14 protein-coding genes and 1 riboswitch are annotated in these 16,399 nt (G+C 67.6%); all 14 genes read left to right on the forward strand.

Going from position 1 to position 16,399, the window contains the following annotated elements; all coding sequences use genetic code 11:
• Nucleotides 1-261 precede the first annotated feature (261 nt).
• The 14 genes from B1818_RS07855 (at nt 262) to pgk (ending at nt 16,398) form a co-directional block, all read left to right on the forward strand.
• The gene (locus B1818_RS07855; RefSeq protein WP_078112369.1) at nt 262-570 is read left to right on the forward strand and encodes a hypothetical protein; all 309 of its coding nucleotides are present in this window, start codon (nt 262-264) and stop codon (nt 568-570) included.
• Nucleotides 570-3,095 (forward strand): hypothetical protein, encoded by a 2,526-nt coding sequence (locus B1818_RS07860; protein WP_078112370.1) that lies wholly within the window; start codon nt 570-572, stop codon nt 3,093-3,095. Before B1818_RS07855 ends, B1818_RS07860 begins: the two co-directional genes overlap by 1 nt.
• Before the next feature lie 811 nt (nt 3,096-3,906).
• Nucleotides 3,907-4,611 (forward strand): ribulose-phosphate 3-epimerase, encoded by a 705-nt coding sequence (rpe, locus tag B1818_RS07865; RefSeq protein WP_078112371.1) that lies wholly within the window; start codon nt 3,907-3,909, stop codon nt 4,609-4,611.
• A 4-nt stretch (nt 4,612-4,615) separates the two neighbouring features.
• Nucleotides 4,616-5,641 carry a bifunctional diaminohydroxyphosphoribosylaminopyrimidine deaminase/5-amino-6-(5-phosphoribosylamino)uracil reductase RibD gene (gene ribD, locus B1818_RS07870; protein ID WP_078112372.1) on the forward strand — a complete coding sequence of 342 codons (1,026 nt, stop codon included), beginning with the start codon at nt 4,616-4,618 and terminating at the stop codon, nt 5,639-5,641.
• 81 nt (nt 5,642-5,722) lie between these two features.
• Nucleotides 5,723-5,879, forward strand: a riboswitch (FMN riboswitch).
• 44 nt (nt 5,880-5,923) lie between these two features.
• A complete protein-coding gene (locus B1818_RS07875) occupies nt 5,924-6,562 on the forward strand; it encodes a riboflavin synthase (protein WP_058250564.1) in 639 nt (212 codons plus the stop codon).
• A 20-nt stretch (nt 6,563-6,582) separates the two neighbouring features.
• Nucleotides 6,583-7,911 carry a bifunctional 3,4-dihydroxy-2-butanone-4-phosphate synthase/GTP cyclohydrolase II gene (locus B1818_RS07880; RefSeq protein WP_058250565.1) on the forward strand — a complete coding sequence of 443 codons (1,329 nt, stop codon included), beginning with the start codon at nt 6,583-6,585 and terminating at the stop codon, nt 7,909-7,911.
• The gene (gene ribH, locus B1818_RS07885; protein ID WP_058250361.1) at nt 7,908-8,420 is read left to right on the forward strand and encodes a 6,7-dimethyl-8-ribityllumazine synthase; all 513 of its coding nucleotides are present in this window, start codon (nt 7,908-7,910) and stop codon (nt 8,418-8,420) included. Before B1818_RS07880 ends, ribH begins: the two co-directional genes overlap by 4 nt.
• Complete coding sequence (locus tag B1818_RS07890) at nt 8,417-8,905, forward strand: PH domain-containing protein (protein ID WP_058250362.1); 489 nt, start codon at nt 8,417-8,419, stop codon at nt 8,903-8,905. Before ribH ends, B1818_RS07890 begins: the two co-directional genes overlap by 4 nt.
• Before the next feature lie 10 nt (nt 8,906-8,915).
• Nucleotides 8,916-10,973, forward strand: a complete 2,058-nt coding sequence (uvrC, locus tag B1818_RS07895) for an excinuclease ABC subunit UvrC (protein WP_058250363.1) — start codon at nt 8,916-8,918, stop codon at nt 10,971-10,973.
• Complete coding sequence (gene rapZ / locus B1818_RS07900) at nt 10,966-11,898, forward strand: RNase adapter RapZ (protein WP_078112458.1); 933 nt, start codon at nt 10,966-10,968, stop codon at nt 11,896-11,898. The genes uvrC and rapZ overlap by 8 nt, the downstream gene beginning before the upstream one ends.
• Nucleotides 11,895-12,923 carry a uridine diphosphate-N-acetylglucosamine-binding protein YvcK gene (yvcK, locus tag B1818_RS07905; protein WP_058250364.1) on the forward strand — a complete coding sequence of 343 codons (1,029 nt, stop codon included), beginning with the start codon at nt 11,895-11,897 and terminating at the stop codon, nt 12,921-12,923. Before rapZ ends, yvcK begins: the two co-directional genes overlap by 4 nt.
• 73 nt (nt 12,924-12,996) lie before the next feature.
• Nucleotides 12,997-13,974 (forward strand): DNA-binding protein WhiA, encoded by a 978-nt coding sequence (gene whiA, locus B1818_RS07910; RefSeq protein WP_174316851.1) that lies wholly within the window; start codon nt 12,997-12,999, stop codon nt 13,972-13,974.
• Between the two features lie 159 nt (nt 13,975-14,133).
• Nucleotides 14,134-15,153, forward strand: coding sequence for a type I glyceraldehyde-3-phosphate dehydrogenase (gene gap / locus B1818_RS07915; protein ID WP_058250365.1), 1,020 nt, complete (start codon nt 14,134-14,136; stop codon nt 15,151-15,153).
• A gap of 33 nt (nt 15,154-15,186) precedes the next feature.
• Nucleotides 15,187-16,398, forward strand: coding sequence for a phosphoglycerate kinase (gene pgk, locus B1818_RS07920; protein WP_078112373.1), 1,212 nt, complete (start codon nt 15,187-15,189; stop codon nt 16,396-16,398).
• The last annotated feature ends 1 nt before the right edge of the window (nt 16,399 follow it).

The raw sequence follows: 16,399 nt of genomic DNA on the forward strand, positions 1-16,399 counted from the left end.
TCGTCCTGCCCGAACGGCCCCTTCTGGGTGTGGCCGACTCAGCCGCGACGTGATCACCGCGACCGCGCGACGACACCGCAGTGTCGCTCCGCCCGCGATCGGGCATCAACCGCCCGCACGCAGCGGCGTCGAAACCAGCCTGATCCAGATACTCGCAGCGTCGTGATTGTGGATGGCGAACGCATAGTCCGGTGATGCTGTACTAGGTTGTTCGTCGTGGCGGTCCGCCACGTCGTTGTCGGTGCAAACTCGGGGGTTTGTATGGCTGAGCGGTTCGGTGTCGAGGAGCTGGGTGTCATCACCGGCGTGGGCGATGCGCTCGCTCGATGCTCATCGGAGACACGAGCTCTGTGGACCGGAAAGTCCGCCTTCGACGATGCGTCGGGGGCGATGCCGGCGTCGGCCATCGGTGCGGCGTGCGCCGGGAAAGACGACACCGTCCGCTCATTGCTGGGCCGCGCGGCGGCGAGGATGGACCAGGTGTCGCAGACCTGCTACCAGGCCGCCGGTGACGTTGCTGATACCGAGGAGTACCTGGCCAGCGGCTTCCGTGCCATCAGCGAGTTTTGATGTCGCGTCCGTCGCGTTCCGTCGTCAACGGCTGGGACCTGATGTCTCTGGATGCGGTCGCGACTGCGCTCGACGCGGCCGTGGATGGCCTGAGGGATCTCACCCAGAGGATGGCCGAAGCGCCGATGAAAGCGGGTGACTCCAAAGGGTGGGTGGGGGAGTCCCAGCGGGGTTGTGAGGCGCGCACCGACTCCGATCGAACCGAGATCAACAAACTCGGGGCCGACATCACCCGCGCCGCCACTGTGCTCCGGGATACGTCGTCTGCGATCAGTCCGAATCGCACTACCGCACTGGTTCGAGCGCTCGGGCTGGAACGGGACGAGTTCAGCGTTGCCGACGACTGGACGGTACGAGACACCCGAGACTATGCGGCCGAGCTCAAGGGCGTGGAGGCGGGAAGTGCGACCGAGCGCTCGATTCTCGACGCTCAGGCCGCCCAAGCGGAGGAGGCGAAGACGGCGACCCTCTCGTTGCAATCCCTGGCCGATCAGATGGGCGAGGACGATCGCAACGGGGCGAGAGTTCTCGCGGCAGCCTTTGGCGATGCCGAAGGTAATGCGCCACTCGCGTCGAGCTACTCACCCGGCCAGGCGAGCATCGATGTCCAGGCCATCATGAGTGGTAGTGCCACGAAGGAGCAGAAAGATCGGTTCTTCCGTGCGACCAGCCTGACCGCGGAACAGCGGGCCGCGTTGGCCCGCGGGGACTTCGCGGAGATTTCGAAGGAGCAGTTCGATTACCTGAAAGCGATCTACACACCGAGTTGGGGTGGTGGACCCGAAGGGCAGCCGCTATCTCTTGATGCCCTGAAGTCGTTCGGCGACAGATACATCGGCGCAGAGCGAGAGAACCTGAAACGAGGTCTCGGCGACGGCGTCTATCTGTTGGGGAATCCGAACTTGCGGACCAGACAGACCGATTCGAATTCGATCGCCGAGGTCTTGGGGACAAATACGCCACTCGTGGCAGGAGGATTGAACCAACTCCCGGCGCCGATACGGGACCTTCTGAGTGGTCCGGCAGCATCGAAGGCGAGCATCTCCAACGATCCGTCTGGCGTAGACGGTAGCCGGATGATCGATGTCACACGGCTCGATTCTGTTGACGACTTCAACGACCTCATGGATGTCCTGGAACACCGCTCAGAGGACCCTGGTCTCGCCTCGTACGGGTCGCAATCTGTTCAGCTCGGGAGTGACGTCGACAGGGCGCTCATCGCTCGTGCGAGCGAGATTGCCGGCGGGGACGTAAACGAGCGTTACGTCACCGACCGGAACGAAACCATCTCGCACTCGTCCGTCGAGAGGCTGCTCGACAGAATGCTGGGAGTCGCTGGGTCCGACCACATTGCTGTCCACGATGCGGTGGTGGGGGCCACAGGTGGCTCGCACTCGTCGATGCCGGTAGTTCACAGTCTTGATGGCGACCAGAAGCCCTACGACCCATCGCTGGCAATGAAAGAGCTATTCCAGTTCGATTGGGCAGACAAGGCGGGACGCGAACACGACGGGATCAACCGGCTGTTCAACTGGATGCCGGACGTTGCCAGCACCCCGGACGGTGTGTCTGCCGAGCGCATGGCCGACGGCGTCAGATCCGGCCAGATCGCGAGCGAGCTGGCAAGGATCATCGCCGAGAACAAGAGCGACTTCGAAGACATGAATAGCGGATCCGCCTCGCTGGGAGAGGTCAATCCCGAGCTGACGAGAACGTTTGCGCGAGCAGTCAGTCCGTATCTGGCCGAACTGGCCGAGGTGGACCCGACGCTGTTCGACACTCGCGGTGTAACCGCCCTCGGCGAGGCGAATCAGTTCAAGTCGCTCTTCCAAATCCTCACCTCGGACCCGGAAGCCGGGCGCGTGATGAACACAAGCGCGCTCTGGCAAGCCAATGTGCTTGAACAGGTGTTCGGTAGCGACCCAGAGCGGACTGATCTCGGGGAAAAGGTGGCTCGACTACACGGTGGAATGACCGCCGGTATGAACGCGATGCTAGACGAAGATACTGCCGACCGGCGTTATGACGCGGCGCGCGACTACGCCCTGCACGGCGCCGCGTTCGATTCCGTGAAGTCCCTCGCAACGAGTATTCCCGGGTTGAGCCCGGCTATCAAGGGTGCGATTGACATAGCGGCGCCCTCGCTCAAGCTCGATGTCACCGGTTTACCGCCGAATCCTGAGGATGTTGGTTCAGCGACTGAATTCGCTCCTTTGCGCGCGAGTTTGTATAAGAGCACCGACCTGGATCTAGTGTATCACGGAATGCTCGAGGGGTACATCTCGCGTCATCCGGAGTTTCTCGACACAGCTGCTTTCCGGTCCATCTACGATTCGCGCGCTGACGATCCGGAATTCTTGGAATCCATAAAAGCGAACGGCCTGCCGCCAGGCTGGGACGAGAAGGCGTTGAAAACTGTCGTACAAGATCTTATCGGCGGCCCCGGCAGCTACTTTCTCAACGACTACAACAATCAGCTGTCCAGGATGAATGACAAGGACTACCCGGATGGTGCCGGTTGGTGAGTAGGCGAATCGCACCGACTGCGGCACTTGCCACGGCGTTGATGGTGGCCGTGTTGATCTCGTCGTGCGACTCAGAAGACAGTCCGGAAGTAGCTCCACCGTCACCCGCGCGGGCAGCCGAGTTGCCGCCTGGATTCGACGTCACGTTTCGTTGGACCGTGAACGATAACTTCGACCCACTATCTGCTGAAGGCACTTTCGTACGCGCGTATGTGGAGTCGTTCTATTTGGCGAATGAGGGGCAGTCCACCAAGTGGGCGTACCCGGGCTTCGTCAGCGCATCGCCAACGGATATAGAGCAACGAGTTCGCGAGATTCCGAGCGAGAGTGCAGAGGGCGGCCTTGCAGGCACTTCTGTCTTCGTCGTTGCGAGTCGGGAGCAGAGGGGTTCTCAAACGCGAATTGTACTGTGCGAGTTCGGATACGCTTCCAGCAACAATTCGGGCGGAACGGGCGTGTGGACTACGTACCCGAAGAGTGCGGTCCCATCCGTGATCAGTTTCACCCGGCCGGGACAGGCACCGCCCGCTCGGCAGCGTGGTGCCGCTCGGGAGGCCCAGAAAGACGTGTTTGGTGGGTGGCGAGCAGAAGAGTTCGAGTTCGTGGCCGTGGGGCGCGAGTTCTCATCAGAACTGGAGCAGTGCCAAGCCCACCCGGTCCCAGAGGGGATACCGCTCGAGGAAGAACTTCGAGGAATGGGCCCAACCCCGCGTCCGCCTGAGCCCCCGTCTCCGGGCTGGCCGGCAAACGGTCTCTGAGACTCCGGCACGCTTTCGTCCGTAGTGGAACCCGCGCCCTACACTTGTCGACCATGTGCACCGCCGGTACCGCGCCCATGATCGCCCCGTCCATCCTGTCCGCGGACTTCGCGAATCTCGCAGCCGAGGCCGCTGCGGTGGCGCAGCCGGGGGAGACTCGCGCCGACTGGTTGCACGTCGACGTGATGGACGCGCACTTCGTCCCGAACCTGACCCTGGGGCTGCCGATCGTCGAGAGCCTGTTGAAGGCGACCGACATCCCGCTCGACTGCCATCTGATGATCGAGAACCCGGAGCGGTGGGCGCCGCCGTACGCCGAGGCCGGAGCACACAACGTCACCTTCCATGCCGAGGCCACCGAGAACCCGATCGGCGTCGCCCGCGACATCCGCGCCGCCGGGGCCAAGGCCGGGCTGTCGATCAAACCAGGTACGGCGCTCGAGCCGTACCTGGAGATCCTGCGCGACTTCGACACCTTGCTGATCATGAGCGTCGAACCGGGGTTCGGCGGTCAGAAGTTCATCCCCGAGGTCCTCGAAAAGGCCCGCGCCATCCGGAAGTTCATCGACGCCGAAGACCTGCGGCTCCTCGTCGAGATCGACGGCGGCATCAACGCCGACACGATCGAGGAGGCCGCCGAGGCCGGCATCGACTGCTTCGTCGCCGGTTCGGCCGTCTACGGCGCGGACGATCCCGGACAGGCCGTCGCCGCACTCCGCGAGTCGGCCGCCGCCGCACGGGCACAGACCCAGGCCTGACCCGATGGACATCGCCGCCGCCATGGAACGCGCCATCAGCGCGTCCCGGGAGGCGATGGGGATCAGCTCACCGAACCCGCCCGTCGGCGCGGTCATCCTCGCCGCCGACGGCACCGTCGCCGGCATCGGCGCGACCCAACCCCCCGGCGGGCCGCACGCCGAGGTCATGGCGCTCCGAGCCGCGGGCGAGGCCGCGCGAGGCGGCACCGCGATCGTCACCCTCGAACCGTGCAACCACACCGGCCGCACCGGCCCGTGCGCGCAGGCACTCATCGAGGCCGGGATCGCCGAAGTCCAGTTCGCGGTGAGTGACCCGAACCCGCTCGCCGCCGGTGGTGCCGAGACGCTTCGGGCCGCGGGGGTCCGGGTGACCGGGGGAGTATCCGCCGGCGCCGTCGAGGACGGGCCGCTGCGGCCATGGCTCACCCGCCAGCGTCTCGGTCGTCCGCATGTCACCGCGAAGATCGCGTCGGGAATCGACGGCCGGATCGCGGCGCCCGACGGCACCAGTCAGTGGATCACCGGTGCCCAGGCCCGCGAACACGCGCACTCACAGCGTGCCCGGATCGACGCCATGGTGATCGGCACCGGCACCGCGCTGGCCGACAACCCCACTCTCACCGCGCGCACCGCCGACGGCGCGCTCCATCCGCACCAACCCGCTCGCGTCGTCCTCGGTCATCGCGGCATCCCGGCCGACGCCCGGCTCCGGGATCCGGCCGGCGGGCCGCTGGTCCGCGTCGAATCCCACGACCCCGCCGACGTCCTCGCCGCGCTGCCCGACGCGCTGTGGGTGCTGGTCGAAGGCGGGCCACACATCCTCGGCGCATTCTTCGCGGCAGGCCTCGTCGACGAGGTGCACGCCTACGTCGCCCCGCTGGTGCTGGGCGCCGGTCGCGCCTCGGTGGAGATCCCGGGCGTGACCACCCTCGACGACGGCCAGCGGTTCAGCACGAGATCGGTGACCCGGCTCGGCGAGGACATCCTCGTCACGCTGGCACGACCGTCGACCATCCTCCACGACAGCTGAGCGAGCGACATGCCCGCGATGCATTTCGCTCACCGGAATCGCAATGCGACTGACATCCCCGACCGTGCTAGCGTCGATGTCACCAGTTCTCGGGGCGGGGTGGAAATCCCCACCGGCGGTGATGAGGGTGCGGTGGATCCGCATCGTCCAGCCCGCGAGCGCCTGCCACCAGGCAGGGACAGCAGATTCGGTGCGAATCCGAAGCCGACGGTCATAGTCCGGATGCGAGAGAACAGGCGACACGAGGCCGCCCTGTCTGCTCCGAGCGAGCAGGAGGAGTGCGTGTTCACCGGAATCGTGGAAGAACTCGGCGTCATCGCCGACCGCGAGGATCTCTCCGACGCCGCCCGATTCACCGTCCGCGGGCCCGTGGTCACCGCCGACGCCGGTCACGGCGACTCCATCGCCGTCAACGGCGTGTGTCTGACGGTCGTCGACCTCCGTCCCGGTGAGTTCACCGTCGACGTGATGGGCGAGACCCTGCGCCGTAGTTCGCTGTCCGACCTCGCCGCCGGGAGCACCGTCAACCTCGAACGCGCCATGCCCGCGAACGGCCGCTTCGGCGGCCACATCGTGCAGGGACACGTCGACGGCACCGGCACGATCGCCGCGGTCAACCCGTCGGAGAACTGGACGGTCGTACGGATCGCCGTGCCCGCGGCGCTCACCCGGTATCTCGTCGAGAAGGGTTCCATCACCGTGGACGGGGTGTCCCTCACCGTGTCCGCGGTCGGCGGGTCCGGCGACGACTCCTGGTTCGAGATCTCCCTGATCCCGACGACCCTGAACGAGACCAACCTCGGCGCCGCCCGACCCGGCACCGTGGTCAACCTCGAAGTCGACGTCATCGCGAAATACGTCGAGCGCCTTCACCTGGGTTCGGACACGACTGGTACTCCTGATGTAGCGGGGGCGAAATGAGCACAACGAGTGAGGTTCTGATGAGCGAGTCACCGCGCGAGGGGAACGACGCGACGGCAACCGAGGGTGGCGGCGCCGTCGCCTTCGACACGATCGAGCGCGCCATCGCCGACATCGCCGCCGGCAAGGCGGTCGTCGTGGTCGACGACGAGGATCGTGAGAACGAGGGCGACCTGATCTTCGCGGCGGAGAAGGCGACCCCCGAACTGGTGGCGTTCATGGTGCGCTACACCTCCGGCTACCTGTGTGTCCCGCTCGACGGCGACGCCTGCGACCGGCTCGGCCTGCCGCCGATGTACTCGATGAACCAGGACAAGCACGGCACCGCCTACACCGTGACCGTCGATGCCCGGGAGGGCATCGGTACCGGTATCAGCGCCGCCGACCGCGCCACCACCATGCGTCTGCTGGCCGACCCCGACGCCGCGGCCGCCGACTTCACCCGACCCGGCCACGTCGTCCCGCTGCGAGCCAAGGAGGGCGGCGTGCTGCGTCGTCCCGGGCACACCGAGGCCGCGGTCGACCTCGCCCGCCTGGCCGACCTCGCCCCGGCCGGCGTGATCTGCGAGATCGTCAGCCAGAAGGACGTCGGCTCGATGGCGCAGACCGACGAGTTGCGTGTGTTCGCCGACGAGCACGATCTCGCACTGATCTCGATCGCCGACCTCATCGCGTGGCGACGCCGTCACGAGAAGCACGTGGTCCGCGTCGCCGACGCCCGGATCCCCACCCGGCACGGCGACTTCCGTGCCGTCGGCTACTCCAGCGTCTACGACGACGTCGAACACGTCGCGCTCGTCAAGGGAGACGTCACCGGCGAGGACGGCGAGGGCCACGACGTCCTCGTCCGGGTGCACTCGGAGTGCCTGACGGGCGACGTCTTCGGGTCGCTGCGCTGCGACTGCGGCCCGCAGTTGGACGCCGCGATGGAGATGGTGGCCGACGAGGGCCGCGGGATCATCCTGTACATGCGCGGGCACGAGGGTCGCGGGATCGGGCTGTTGCACAAACTGCAGGCCTACCAGCTGCAGGACGCGGGGTCCGACACCGTCGACGCCAACCTGGAACTGGGCCTGCCCGCCGATTCGCGGGACTACGGACTCGGTGCCCAGATCCTCGTCGACCTCGGCGTACGGTCCATGCGTCTGCTGACCAACAACCCCGCCAAGCGCGTGGGGCTCGACGGATACGGTCTGCACATCGTCGACCGGGTCCCGATGCCAGTGCGCGCCAACGCCGAGAACCTGCGGTACCTGCGTACCAAGCGCGACCGGATGGGCCACGATCTGATCGGGCTCGACGATCACGTCCAGCCCACCGACGGCGCGTCCGAAGGAGCACCTGCATGAGCGGCCACGGAGAGCCGACCCTCGAACTCGCCGACGCCGGCTCGCTGCGCCTGGCGATCGTCTCGTCGCAGTGGCACGAGGTCGTCTGCGGCGCGCTCCTCGACGGCGCCATCCGGGCCGCGCGCGACAACGGCGTCGTCGACCCGACCATCGTGCAGGTGGCCGGCGCCATCGAGCTGCCCGTCATCGTGCAGGCACTGGCGCGGACGCACGACGCGGTCGTCGCGCTGGGCGTCGTGATCAAGGGTGAGACACCGCATTTCGAGTATGTGTGTGACGCGGTGACCGCCGGCCTGACGCGGGTGTCGCTCGACGAGTCGACCCCGGTCGGCAACGGAGTCCTGACCGTGCTCACCGAGGACCAGGCGATCGCACGGGCCGGACTCCCGGGCTCGACGGAGGACAAGGGCGCACAGGCGACGGTCGCCGCGCTGGCGTCGGCGCTGACCCTGCGCGCGCTCGCGCGTGGCGAAACCCTCCCGGTGGCGGTCGGAGGAGCATCGGCGTGAGTCCCGCGGACACCCCGCCGACCGACTCCACCGGCTGGGACCTGGTCTACCGGCCCCGCAACCTACCGCGGTGGGCCATCGCCGCCGCCGTCGTGGTGATGGCCATCCACATCACGTTCGGTCTACTGCTCACGATCGACGACGTCGGAGTCCGCAATCTCGGCGGTTCCGACCAGATCGCGATCATCCTCATCGGCGTGCTCATCTCGGCAGCCATCCTGCTGTTCACCCGCCCGCGACTGCGCGTCGGAGCCGCCGGCGTCGAGGTGCGCAACCTGGTGTCGGCGCGGCTCTTCGAATGGGACCGTGTTCTCGGTCTCACCTACCCGGAGCAGGGTTTCGGGGCGTGGCTGCTCTTCCCGGCCGACGAACACATCACCGTCCTGGCCGTTCAGGCCGGTGACGGTCAGCGCGCCATCGACGCGATGGGTCGATTCCGCGAACTCGAGGAGCGCTACCGCGGGACTGTCCGGCCCGGACACTAGCCTGGAACACGTGGCCGACCCGACTACCTACCGACCCGCCCCGGGGTCCATCCCGACCGATCCCGGGGTGTACAAGTTCCGCGACGAGCATCGTCGTGTCATCTACGTGGGCAAGGCCAAGAACCTCCGGTCGAGGCTGACGTCGTACTTCGCCGACATCGCCTCGCTGCACCCCCGCACCCGTCAGATGGTGACGACGGCCGCCTCCGTCGAGTGGACGGTGGTCGGCACCGAGGTCGAGGCGCTGCAGCTCGAATACAACTGGATCAAGGAATTCGACCCGCGCTTCAACGTCCGCTACCGCGACGACAAGAGCTACCCGATGCTCGCGGTCACCCTGAACGAGGAGTACCCGCGCCTGTTCGTGTACCGGGGTCCGCGCCGGCGCGGCGTGCGCTACTTCGGTCCGTACGCGCACGCGTGGGCGATCCGCGAGACGGTCGACCTACTGACCCGGGTCTTCCCGGCCCGGACCTGCTCGGCCGGTGTGTTCAAACGGCATCGGCAGATCGACCGCCCGTGTCTGCTCGGCTACATCGACAAGTGCTCCGCCCCCTGCGTCGGGCGGGTGGATGCCGAGGAACACCGGGAGATCGTCGAGGACTTCTGCGATTTCCTCGCCGGCCGCACCGACCTGATGATCCGCAAGATGGAACGGGACATGAACGTCGCGGCCGAGGAGCTCGACTTCGAGCGTGCCGCACGGTTGCGTGACGACATCGGTGCGATGCGACGCGCCATGGAGAAGCAGGCGGTCGTGCTCGGCGACGGCACCACCGCCGACGTGATCGCGCTCGCCGGCGATCAGCTCGAGGTGTCGGTCCAGGTGTTCCACGTCCGCGACGGACGGGTGCGCGGCCAGCGCGGATGGGTGGTCGAGCGCAGCGACAACGGCACCGACGGCGATGTGGTGGGGGAGTTCATCACCCAGTTCTACGGCGCCCAGGTCGATTTCGACGCCACCGTCGACGTCGGGACCGATCGGGCACACGGGGAGTCGATACCCCGTGAGGTGCTGGTGCCGGAGTTGCCGTCCGACGCCGAGGAGCTCGAGGAGTGGCTGTCCGGTCTCCGCGGCAGCCGGGTGCGGTTGCGGGTGCCCCAGCGCGGCGACAAGAAGGCGCTGTTCGAGACCGTCGCCCGCAATGCCGGCGAAGCCCTTGCGCAGCACAAACTCCGACGCGCGGGCGATCTCACGACCCGATCGGCGGCGCTCACCGAACTGCAGGAGTCGCTACTGCTCGATCAGGCGCCGCTGCGCATCGAGTGCGTCGACATCTCGCACGTGCAGGGCACCGATGTGGTCGCCTCCCTCGTGGTCTTCGAAGACGGTCTGCCGCGTAAGTCCGACTATCGGCACTACTCGATCCGGCACGCCGCCGGCGAGGGCCGATCCGACGACGTCGCGTCCATCGCCGAGGTCACCCGACGCCGGTTCCTGCGCCACCGCACCGACCGCGATGCGCCGCCACCGGTGTCCGGCGAGATCAGCGCGGCGGCCGACACCACGGCGCAACCGCGGAAGTTCGCCTACCCGCCGAACCTCTTCGTCGTCGACGGCGGTGCGCCCCAGGTGCACGCCGCCGCGGCGGTCCTCGACGAACTCGGCATCACCGACGTCTCGGTGATCGGGCTCGCCAAACGCCTCGAGGAGGTGTGGGTGCCCGGCGACGACGACCCGATGATCCTGCCGCGCAACAGCCAGGCACTGTTCCTGCTGCAACGGGTGCGCGACGAGGCCCATCGGTTCGCCATCACGTTCCACCGCAGCAAGCGCAGCAAGCGCATGACCGAGTCGGTGCTCGACGGGGTCCCCGGCCTCGGCCGAACCCGCCGCACCGCGCTGGTGACCCACTTCGGTTCGGTTGCGCGCCTGCGCGAGGCATCGTTGGATGAGATATCCCAGGTGCCCGGGATCGGCCTCACCACGGCGCGTGCGGTCCAGACCGCGCTCTCCGGCGAGGTGGCGGCGCCCGACCAGACCCCGAACCCGGCCCCGATCCCGGAGCGGGCCGAGAAGGAGATGACGGTGGCGACCGGTGACACGGGACGAGGTGCCGATGAGTGACCACACCGAAGTGCAGAGCGCGGCGATCGCCGAGGCGAACGACACCGACTTCACCGTCCTTTTCGTGACGGGGATGTCCGGCGCGGGACGCTCCACCGCGGCGAACGTGCTCGAGGACGACGGCTGGTACGTCGCCGACAACGTGCCTCCCTCGTTGATCTCGACGATGGTCGGGATGGTCCGCGAAGACGATCCGGCGATCACCCGGCTCGCCATGGTCTTGCGCGCGTCCGACGCCAACCTCGCCCATCAGCTCGAACAGCTGCGGGATAGTCTCGAAGAGTCCGGAATCCGGACCCGGCTGCTCTACCTCGACGCCAGCGACCAGGTGCTGGTCCGCCGTTTCGAGCAGGTTCGTCGCCGACATCCGTTGCAGGGCAAGGAAACCCTCGTCGAGGGGATCGCCCGCGAACGGGCGATCCTCGCCCCGATCAAGAACGTGGCCGATCTGGTGGTGGAGACGTCGGCGCTGACCGCGGCCAAACTGCGCGCGATCGTCGAGGGCGTCGCGCCGGGCGACACCGAACCCCGGCTGTCGATCGCGGTGCAGTCGTTCGGCTTCAAGTACGGTCTGCCCATCGATTCCGATCTCGTCGCCGACGTCCGCTTCCTGCCCAATCCGCACTGGATCGACGAACTACGCGATCACAACGGCCGGGAGGCACCGGTCCGCGACTACGTCCTCGGCCAACCGGACGCCGACGGATTCCTCGACCTCTACACCGGCCTGGTCTCGATCGTCGGCCGCGGTTACCTGCGAGAAGGCAAGCGCTACATGACCATCAGCGTCGGCTGCACCGGCGGCAAGCACCGCAGTGTCGCCATCGCCGAGGAACTGTCGGCTCGGTTGCGCCGCGCCGTCGACGACGCCGGGCACGCGTCCTACGACGTCCGGGTCATGCATCGTGATCTGGGGCGCGAATGAGTTCCCGGGAACCCCGGATCGTCGCCCTCGGCGGCGGTCACGGCCTGTACGCGACGCTGACCGCGATGCGCTATCTGAGCGCCGACATCACCGCGGTGGTCACCGTCGCCGACGACGGGGGGTCGTCGGGACGGTTGCGCGCCGAACTCGGACTCATCCCGCCCGGCGACCTGCGAATGGCGCTCGCCGCCTTGATGAGTACGCCCGACGGGTTGCCGGACGCACAGGCCGCCGACGGCCCGGCGGCCCGCCGCCGGCACGAACTGTGGGCCGAGGTGCTCCAGCACCGCTTCGGCGGCCGTGGGGCGCTCGCCGGGCATCCGATCGGCAATCTGCTCCTCGCCGGACTCACCGAGGTGCTCGGCGACACCGTGGGGGCCCTCGCCGAGTTGCGGGAGATCTTCGGCATCACGGGGCACGTGCTGCCGATGTCGACCGTGCCCCTCGACATCGAGGCCGACGTCTCGGGACTCGAGGCCGATCCACGCATCAGTCGCGAGATCCGGGGACAGGTCGCGGTGGCCACCACCCCCGGCAAGGTGCGCCGCGTCCGGCTGTTGCCCGGCGACCCACCGGCCTGCGAATCGGCGCTCACCGCAATAGAATCGGCCGACCTGCTGATGCTGGGGCCGGGCTCCTGGTTCTCGAGCGTGATCCCGCACGTGCTCGTCCCCGAACAGTTGAAGGCCTTGCAGCGCAGCAGCGCTCGCAAGGTCCTCGTGGTCAATCTGGCCCCCGAGCCGGGGGAGACCCCGGGGTTCTCGGTCGAGCGCCACCTCCACGTCCTGCACGCCCATGCGAACACCTTCCGCGTCGACCACGTCCTCGTGGACGCGTCGTCGGTGCCCGCGGGACGGGAACGCGATCACCTCGTGCGTGCGGCCGGATTGTTCGGCGCGGAGCTGAATGTCGGAGACGTCGCGGTGCCGGGCCGGCAGGTCCATGACCCGGCGAAAGTCGCCGCCGTGGTGAACGAACTGTGCGAAGGTGAACTGACCCGTTACTCTGACCGAGCGGACGCCTGATTCGGGCGATGTCTCCGCGATTTTCACTCGAGGGACGTGTGGTCTGTTGACAGGAGGACAGGTACCGGTGGCGATGACGGCGGCGGTGAAGGACGAACTCAGTCGCCTGTCGGTGACTCAGGTGAGTTGCCGGAGAGCCGAGGTGTCCGCGCTGCTGCGTTTCGCCGGCGGTCTGCACATCGTCGCGGGTCGCGTGGTGGTCGAGGCCGAGGTGGACATGGGCAACGTGGCGCGGCGGTTGCGCCGCGAGATCCACGACCTCTACGGCTACGCCTCGGACGTCCACGTCCTGCGCGGTGGCGGGCTGCGGAAGTCGGCGCGCTACATCGTGCGGATCACCAAGGACGGCGAAGGCCTGGCACGACAGACCGGGCTGCTCGACCTGCGCGGCCGCCCGGTGCGCGGCCTGCCCGCCCAGGTCGTCGGCGGCAGTGTCGCCGACGCCGAGGCCGCCTGGCGCGGAGCATTTCTCGCGCACGGCTCGCTCACCGAGCCGGGCCGGTCGTCGGCCCTGGAGGTCAGCTGTCCCGGGCCGGAGGCGGCGCTCGCCCTCGTCGGCGCGGCCCGACGCCTCGGTGTCACGGCCAAGGCCCGCGAGGTCCGCGGGGCCGACCGCGTCGTCATCCGCGACGGCGAGGCCATCGGGGCGTTGCTGACCCGGATGGGGGCCCACGACACGAGGCTCGTGTGGGAGGAACGCCGGATGCGCCGCGAGGTGCGCGCCACCGCCAACCGCCTGGCCAACTTCGACGACGCCAATCTGCGTCGATCGGCGCGTGCGGCGGTCGCCGCCGCGGCCCGCGTGGAACGCGCGCTGGACATCCTCGGCGACGAGGTGCCCGACCATCTGATCGCGGCCGGACAGCTCCGGATCACCCATCGGCAGGCGTCGCTGGAGGAGCTCGGTCAGCTCGCCGACCCGCCGATGACCAAGGACGCCGTCGCCGGGCGCATCCGCCGCCTGCTGTCGATGGCCGACAAGAAGGCCCGCCAGGACGGCATCCCCGACACCGAATCCGCGGTGACCTCCGAGCTGCTCGACGAGGCCTGACACGGACCTGCGGTGTGCCGAGCAGAGGGTCGCCTACTAGGCTGGTGGCGACGTGGGCGGAGGCGTGACCACTCAGGTGTGCTTCGCTGACCGCTCACGCGCGGCCAGACCGGGCTTGACCACCAGGCCCGACCATGAATACCGCTAAGGAGCACAACTGTGACTGTTCGGGTAGGCGTCAACGGATTCGGCCGGATCGGCCGCAACTTCTTCCGTGCCGTCGAAGCGCAAAAAGCTTTGGGCACCACCGACATCGAGATCGTCGCGGTCAACGACCTGACCGACAACGCGACCCTCGCGCACCTGCTGAAGTTCGACTCCATCCTCGGTCGCCTGTCCGACGACGTCACCCTCGAGGGCGACGACACCATCGTCGTCGGTGAGCAGAAGATCAAGGCCCTCGAGGTCAAGGAAGGTCCGGCCGCCATCCCGTGGGGCGACCTGGGCGTCGACGTGGTCGTCGAGTCGACCGGCATCTTCACCGCCCGCGCCAAGGCTCAGGGACACCTCGATGCCGGCGCCAAGAAGGTCATCATCTCCGCCCCCGCCTCGGACGAGGACATCACCATCGTGATGGGCGTCAACGACGACAAGTACGACGGCAGCCAGAACATCATCTCGAACGCCTCGTGCACCACCAACTGCCTCGGCCCGCTGGCCAAGGTCCTCAACGACGAGTTCGGCATCGTCAAGGGCCTCATGACCACGATCCACGCCTACACCCAGGACCAGAACCTGCAGGACGGCCCGCACAAGGACCTGCGTCGCGCGCGCGCCGCCGCCATCAACATCGTGCCGACCTCGACCGGTGCCGCCAAGGCCATCGGCCTGGTGCTCCCGGAGCTGAAGGGCAAGCTCGACGGCTACGCGCTGCGTGTCCCGATCCCCACCGGTTCGGTCACCGACCTCACCGCCCAGCTGTCGAAGACCGCCACCGCCGAGCAGATCAACGCCGCGCTCAAGGCCGCTGCCGACGGTCCGCTCAAGGGCATCCTGAAGTACTACGACGCACCGATCGTCTCGTCCGACATCGTCACCGACCCGCACAGCTCGCTGTTCGACGCCGGCCTGACCAAGGTGATCGACGACCAGGCCAAGGTCGTGTCCTGGTACGACAACGAGTGGGGCTACTCCAACCGCCTCGTCGACCTCATCGGTCTCGTCGGCAAGTCGCTCTGACCCACCCCCAACGACCTTAGGAGTCAACGCCTCATGGGTGTTCCCACTCTGAAAGACCTTCTGGACGAAGGTGTTTCGGGCAGGGGTGTGCTGGTCCGGTCGGATTTCAACGTCCCGCTCGACGGGTCGACGATCACCGATCCGGGTCGCATCCTCGCGTCCCTGCCGACGCTCAACGCGCTCATCGACGCCGGTGCCAAGGTGATCATCACCGCGCACCTGGGTCGTCCGAAGGGCGAGCCGGATCCGAAGTTCTCGCTGGCGCCGGTGGCCGCCCGCCTCGGTGAAAAACTCGGCCGCAACGTGCAGCTCGCCGGGGACGTCGTCGGCACCGACGCGCTGGCCCGCGCGGAAGGACTCACCGACGGCGACGTCCTGCTGCTAGAGAACATCCGCTTCGATCCGCGGGAGACCGCCAAGGACGACGCCGAGCGCGAGGCGCTCGCCAAAGCGCTGGTCGAGCTCGTCGGCGACGACGGCGCGTTCGTCTCCGACGGCTTCGGAGTGGTGCACCGCAAGCAGGCCTCGGTCTACGACGTCGCCAAGCTGCTCCCGCACTACGCGGGCGAGCTGGTGGCGGCCGAGGTCGACGTGCTGTCCAAGCTCACCGAAGAGGTGACGCGACCCTACGCCGTCGTCCTCGGCGGATCGAAGGTGTCGGACAAACTCGGCGTCATCGAGGCGTTGGCACCCAAGGTCGACACGCTGGTCATCGGCGGCGGTATGGCGTTCACCTTCCTTGCCGCACAAGGGCATTCGGTGGGCTCCTCGCTGCTGCAGGAAGATCAGATCGACGTCTGCAAGAGCCTGCTCGAGCGGTTCGGTGACGTCATCCACCTGCCGGTCGACGTCGTGGTGGCCGACAAGTTCGCCGCCGACGCCGAATCGGACACGGTGGCCTCGGACGCCATTCCCGACGGCTGGATGGGTCTGGACATCGGGCCGGAATCGGTGAAGCGGTTCGCCGCGGTCCTCTCGGGTGCCAAGACCATCTTCTGGAACGGCCCGTCGGGTGTGTTCGAGTTCGAGAAGTTCTCGTCGGGCACCCGCGGTGTCGCCGAGGCGATCGCCGGTGCGACGGGCAACGGTGCGTTCACCGTGGTCGGCGGCGGCGACTCGGCGGCCGCGGTCCGCACTCTGGGTCTGCCCGACTCCGATTTCTCGCACATCTCCACCGGAGGTGGCGCATCGCTGGAGTACCTCGAGGGCAAGGAACTCCCCGGACTGAAGGTTCTGGAGAGCTGAT

The sequence above is a fragment of the Gordonia sp. IITR100 genome (assembly GCF_002009645.1).
GTDB classification, from domain to species: domain Bacteria; phylum Actinomycetota; class Actinomycetes; order Mycobacteriales; family Mycobacteriaceae; genus Gordonia; species Gordonia hongkongensis.

What these genes read in the sequence shown, in the direction of transcription:
- yvcK (WP_058250364.1), top strand. Translation starts at nt 11,895, where the DNA reads ATGAGTTCCCGGGAACCCCGGATCGTCGCCCTCGGCGGCGGTCACGGC.
- pgk (WP_078112373.1), top strand. Translation starts at nt 15,187, where the DNA reads ATGGGTGTTCCCACTCTGAAAGACCTTCTGGACGAAGGTGTTTCGGGC.
- B1818_RS07860 (WP_078112370.1), top strand. Translation starts at nt 570, where the DNA reads ATGTCGCGTCCGTCGCGTTCCGTCGTCAACGGCTGGGACCTGATGTCT.
- whiA (WP_174316851.1), top strand. Translation starts at nt 12,997, where the DNA reads ATGACGGCGGCGGTGAAGGACGAACTCAGTCGCCTGTCGGTGACTCAG.
- ribD (WP_078112372.1), top strand. Translation starts at nt 4,616, where the DNA reads ATGGACATCGCCGCCGCCATGGAACGCGCCATCAGCGCGTCCCGGGAG.
- B1818_RS07855 (WP_078112369.1), top strand. Translation starts at nt 262, where the DNA reads ATGGCTGAGCGGTTCGGTGTCGAGGAGCTGGGTGTCATCACCGGCGTG.
- rpe (WP_078112371.1), top strand. Translation starts at nt 3,907, where the DNA reads ATGTGCACCGCCGGTACCGCGCCCATGATCGCCCCGTCCATCCTGTCC.
- rapZ (WP_078112458.1), top strand. Translation starts at nt 10,966, where the DNA reads ATGAGTGACCACACCGAAGTGCAGAGCGCGGCGATCGCCGAGGCGAAC.
- ribH (WP_058250361.1), top strand. Translation starts at nt 7,908, where the DNA reads ATGAGCGGCCACGGAGAGCCGACCCTCGAACTCGCCGACGCCGGCTCG.
- B1818_RS07880 (WP_058250565.1), top strand. Translation starts at nt 6,583, where the DNA reads ATGAGCGAGTCACCGCGCGAGGGGAACGACGCGACGGCAACCGAGGGT.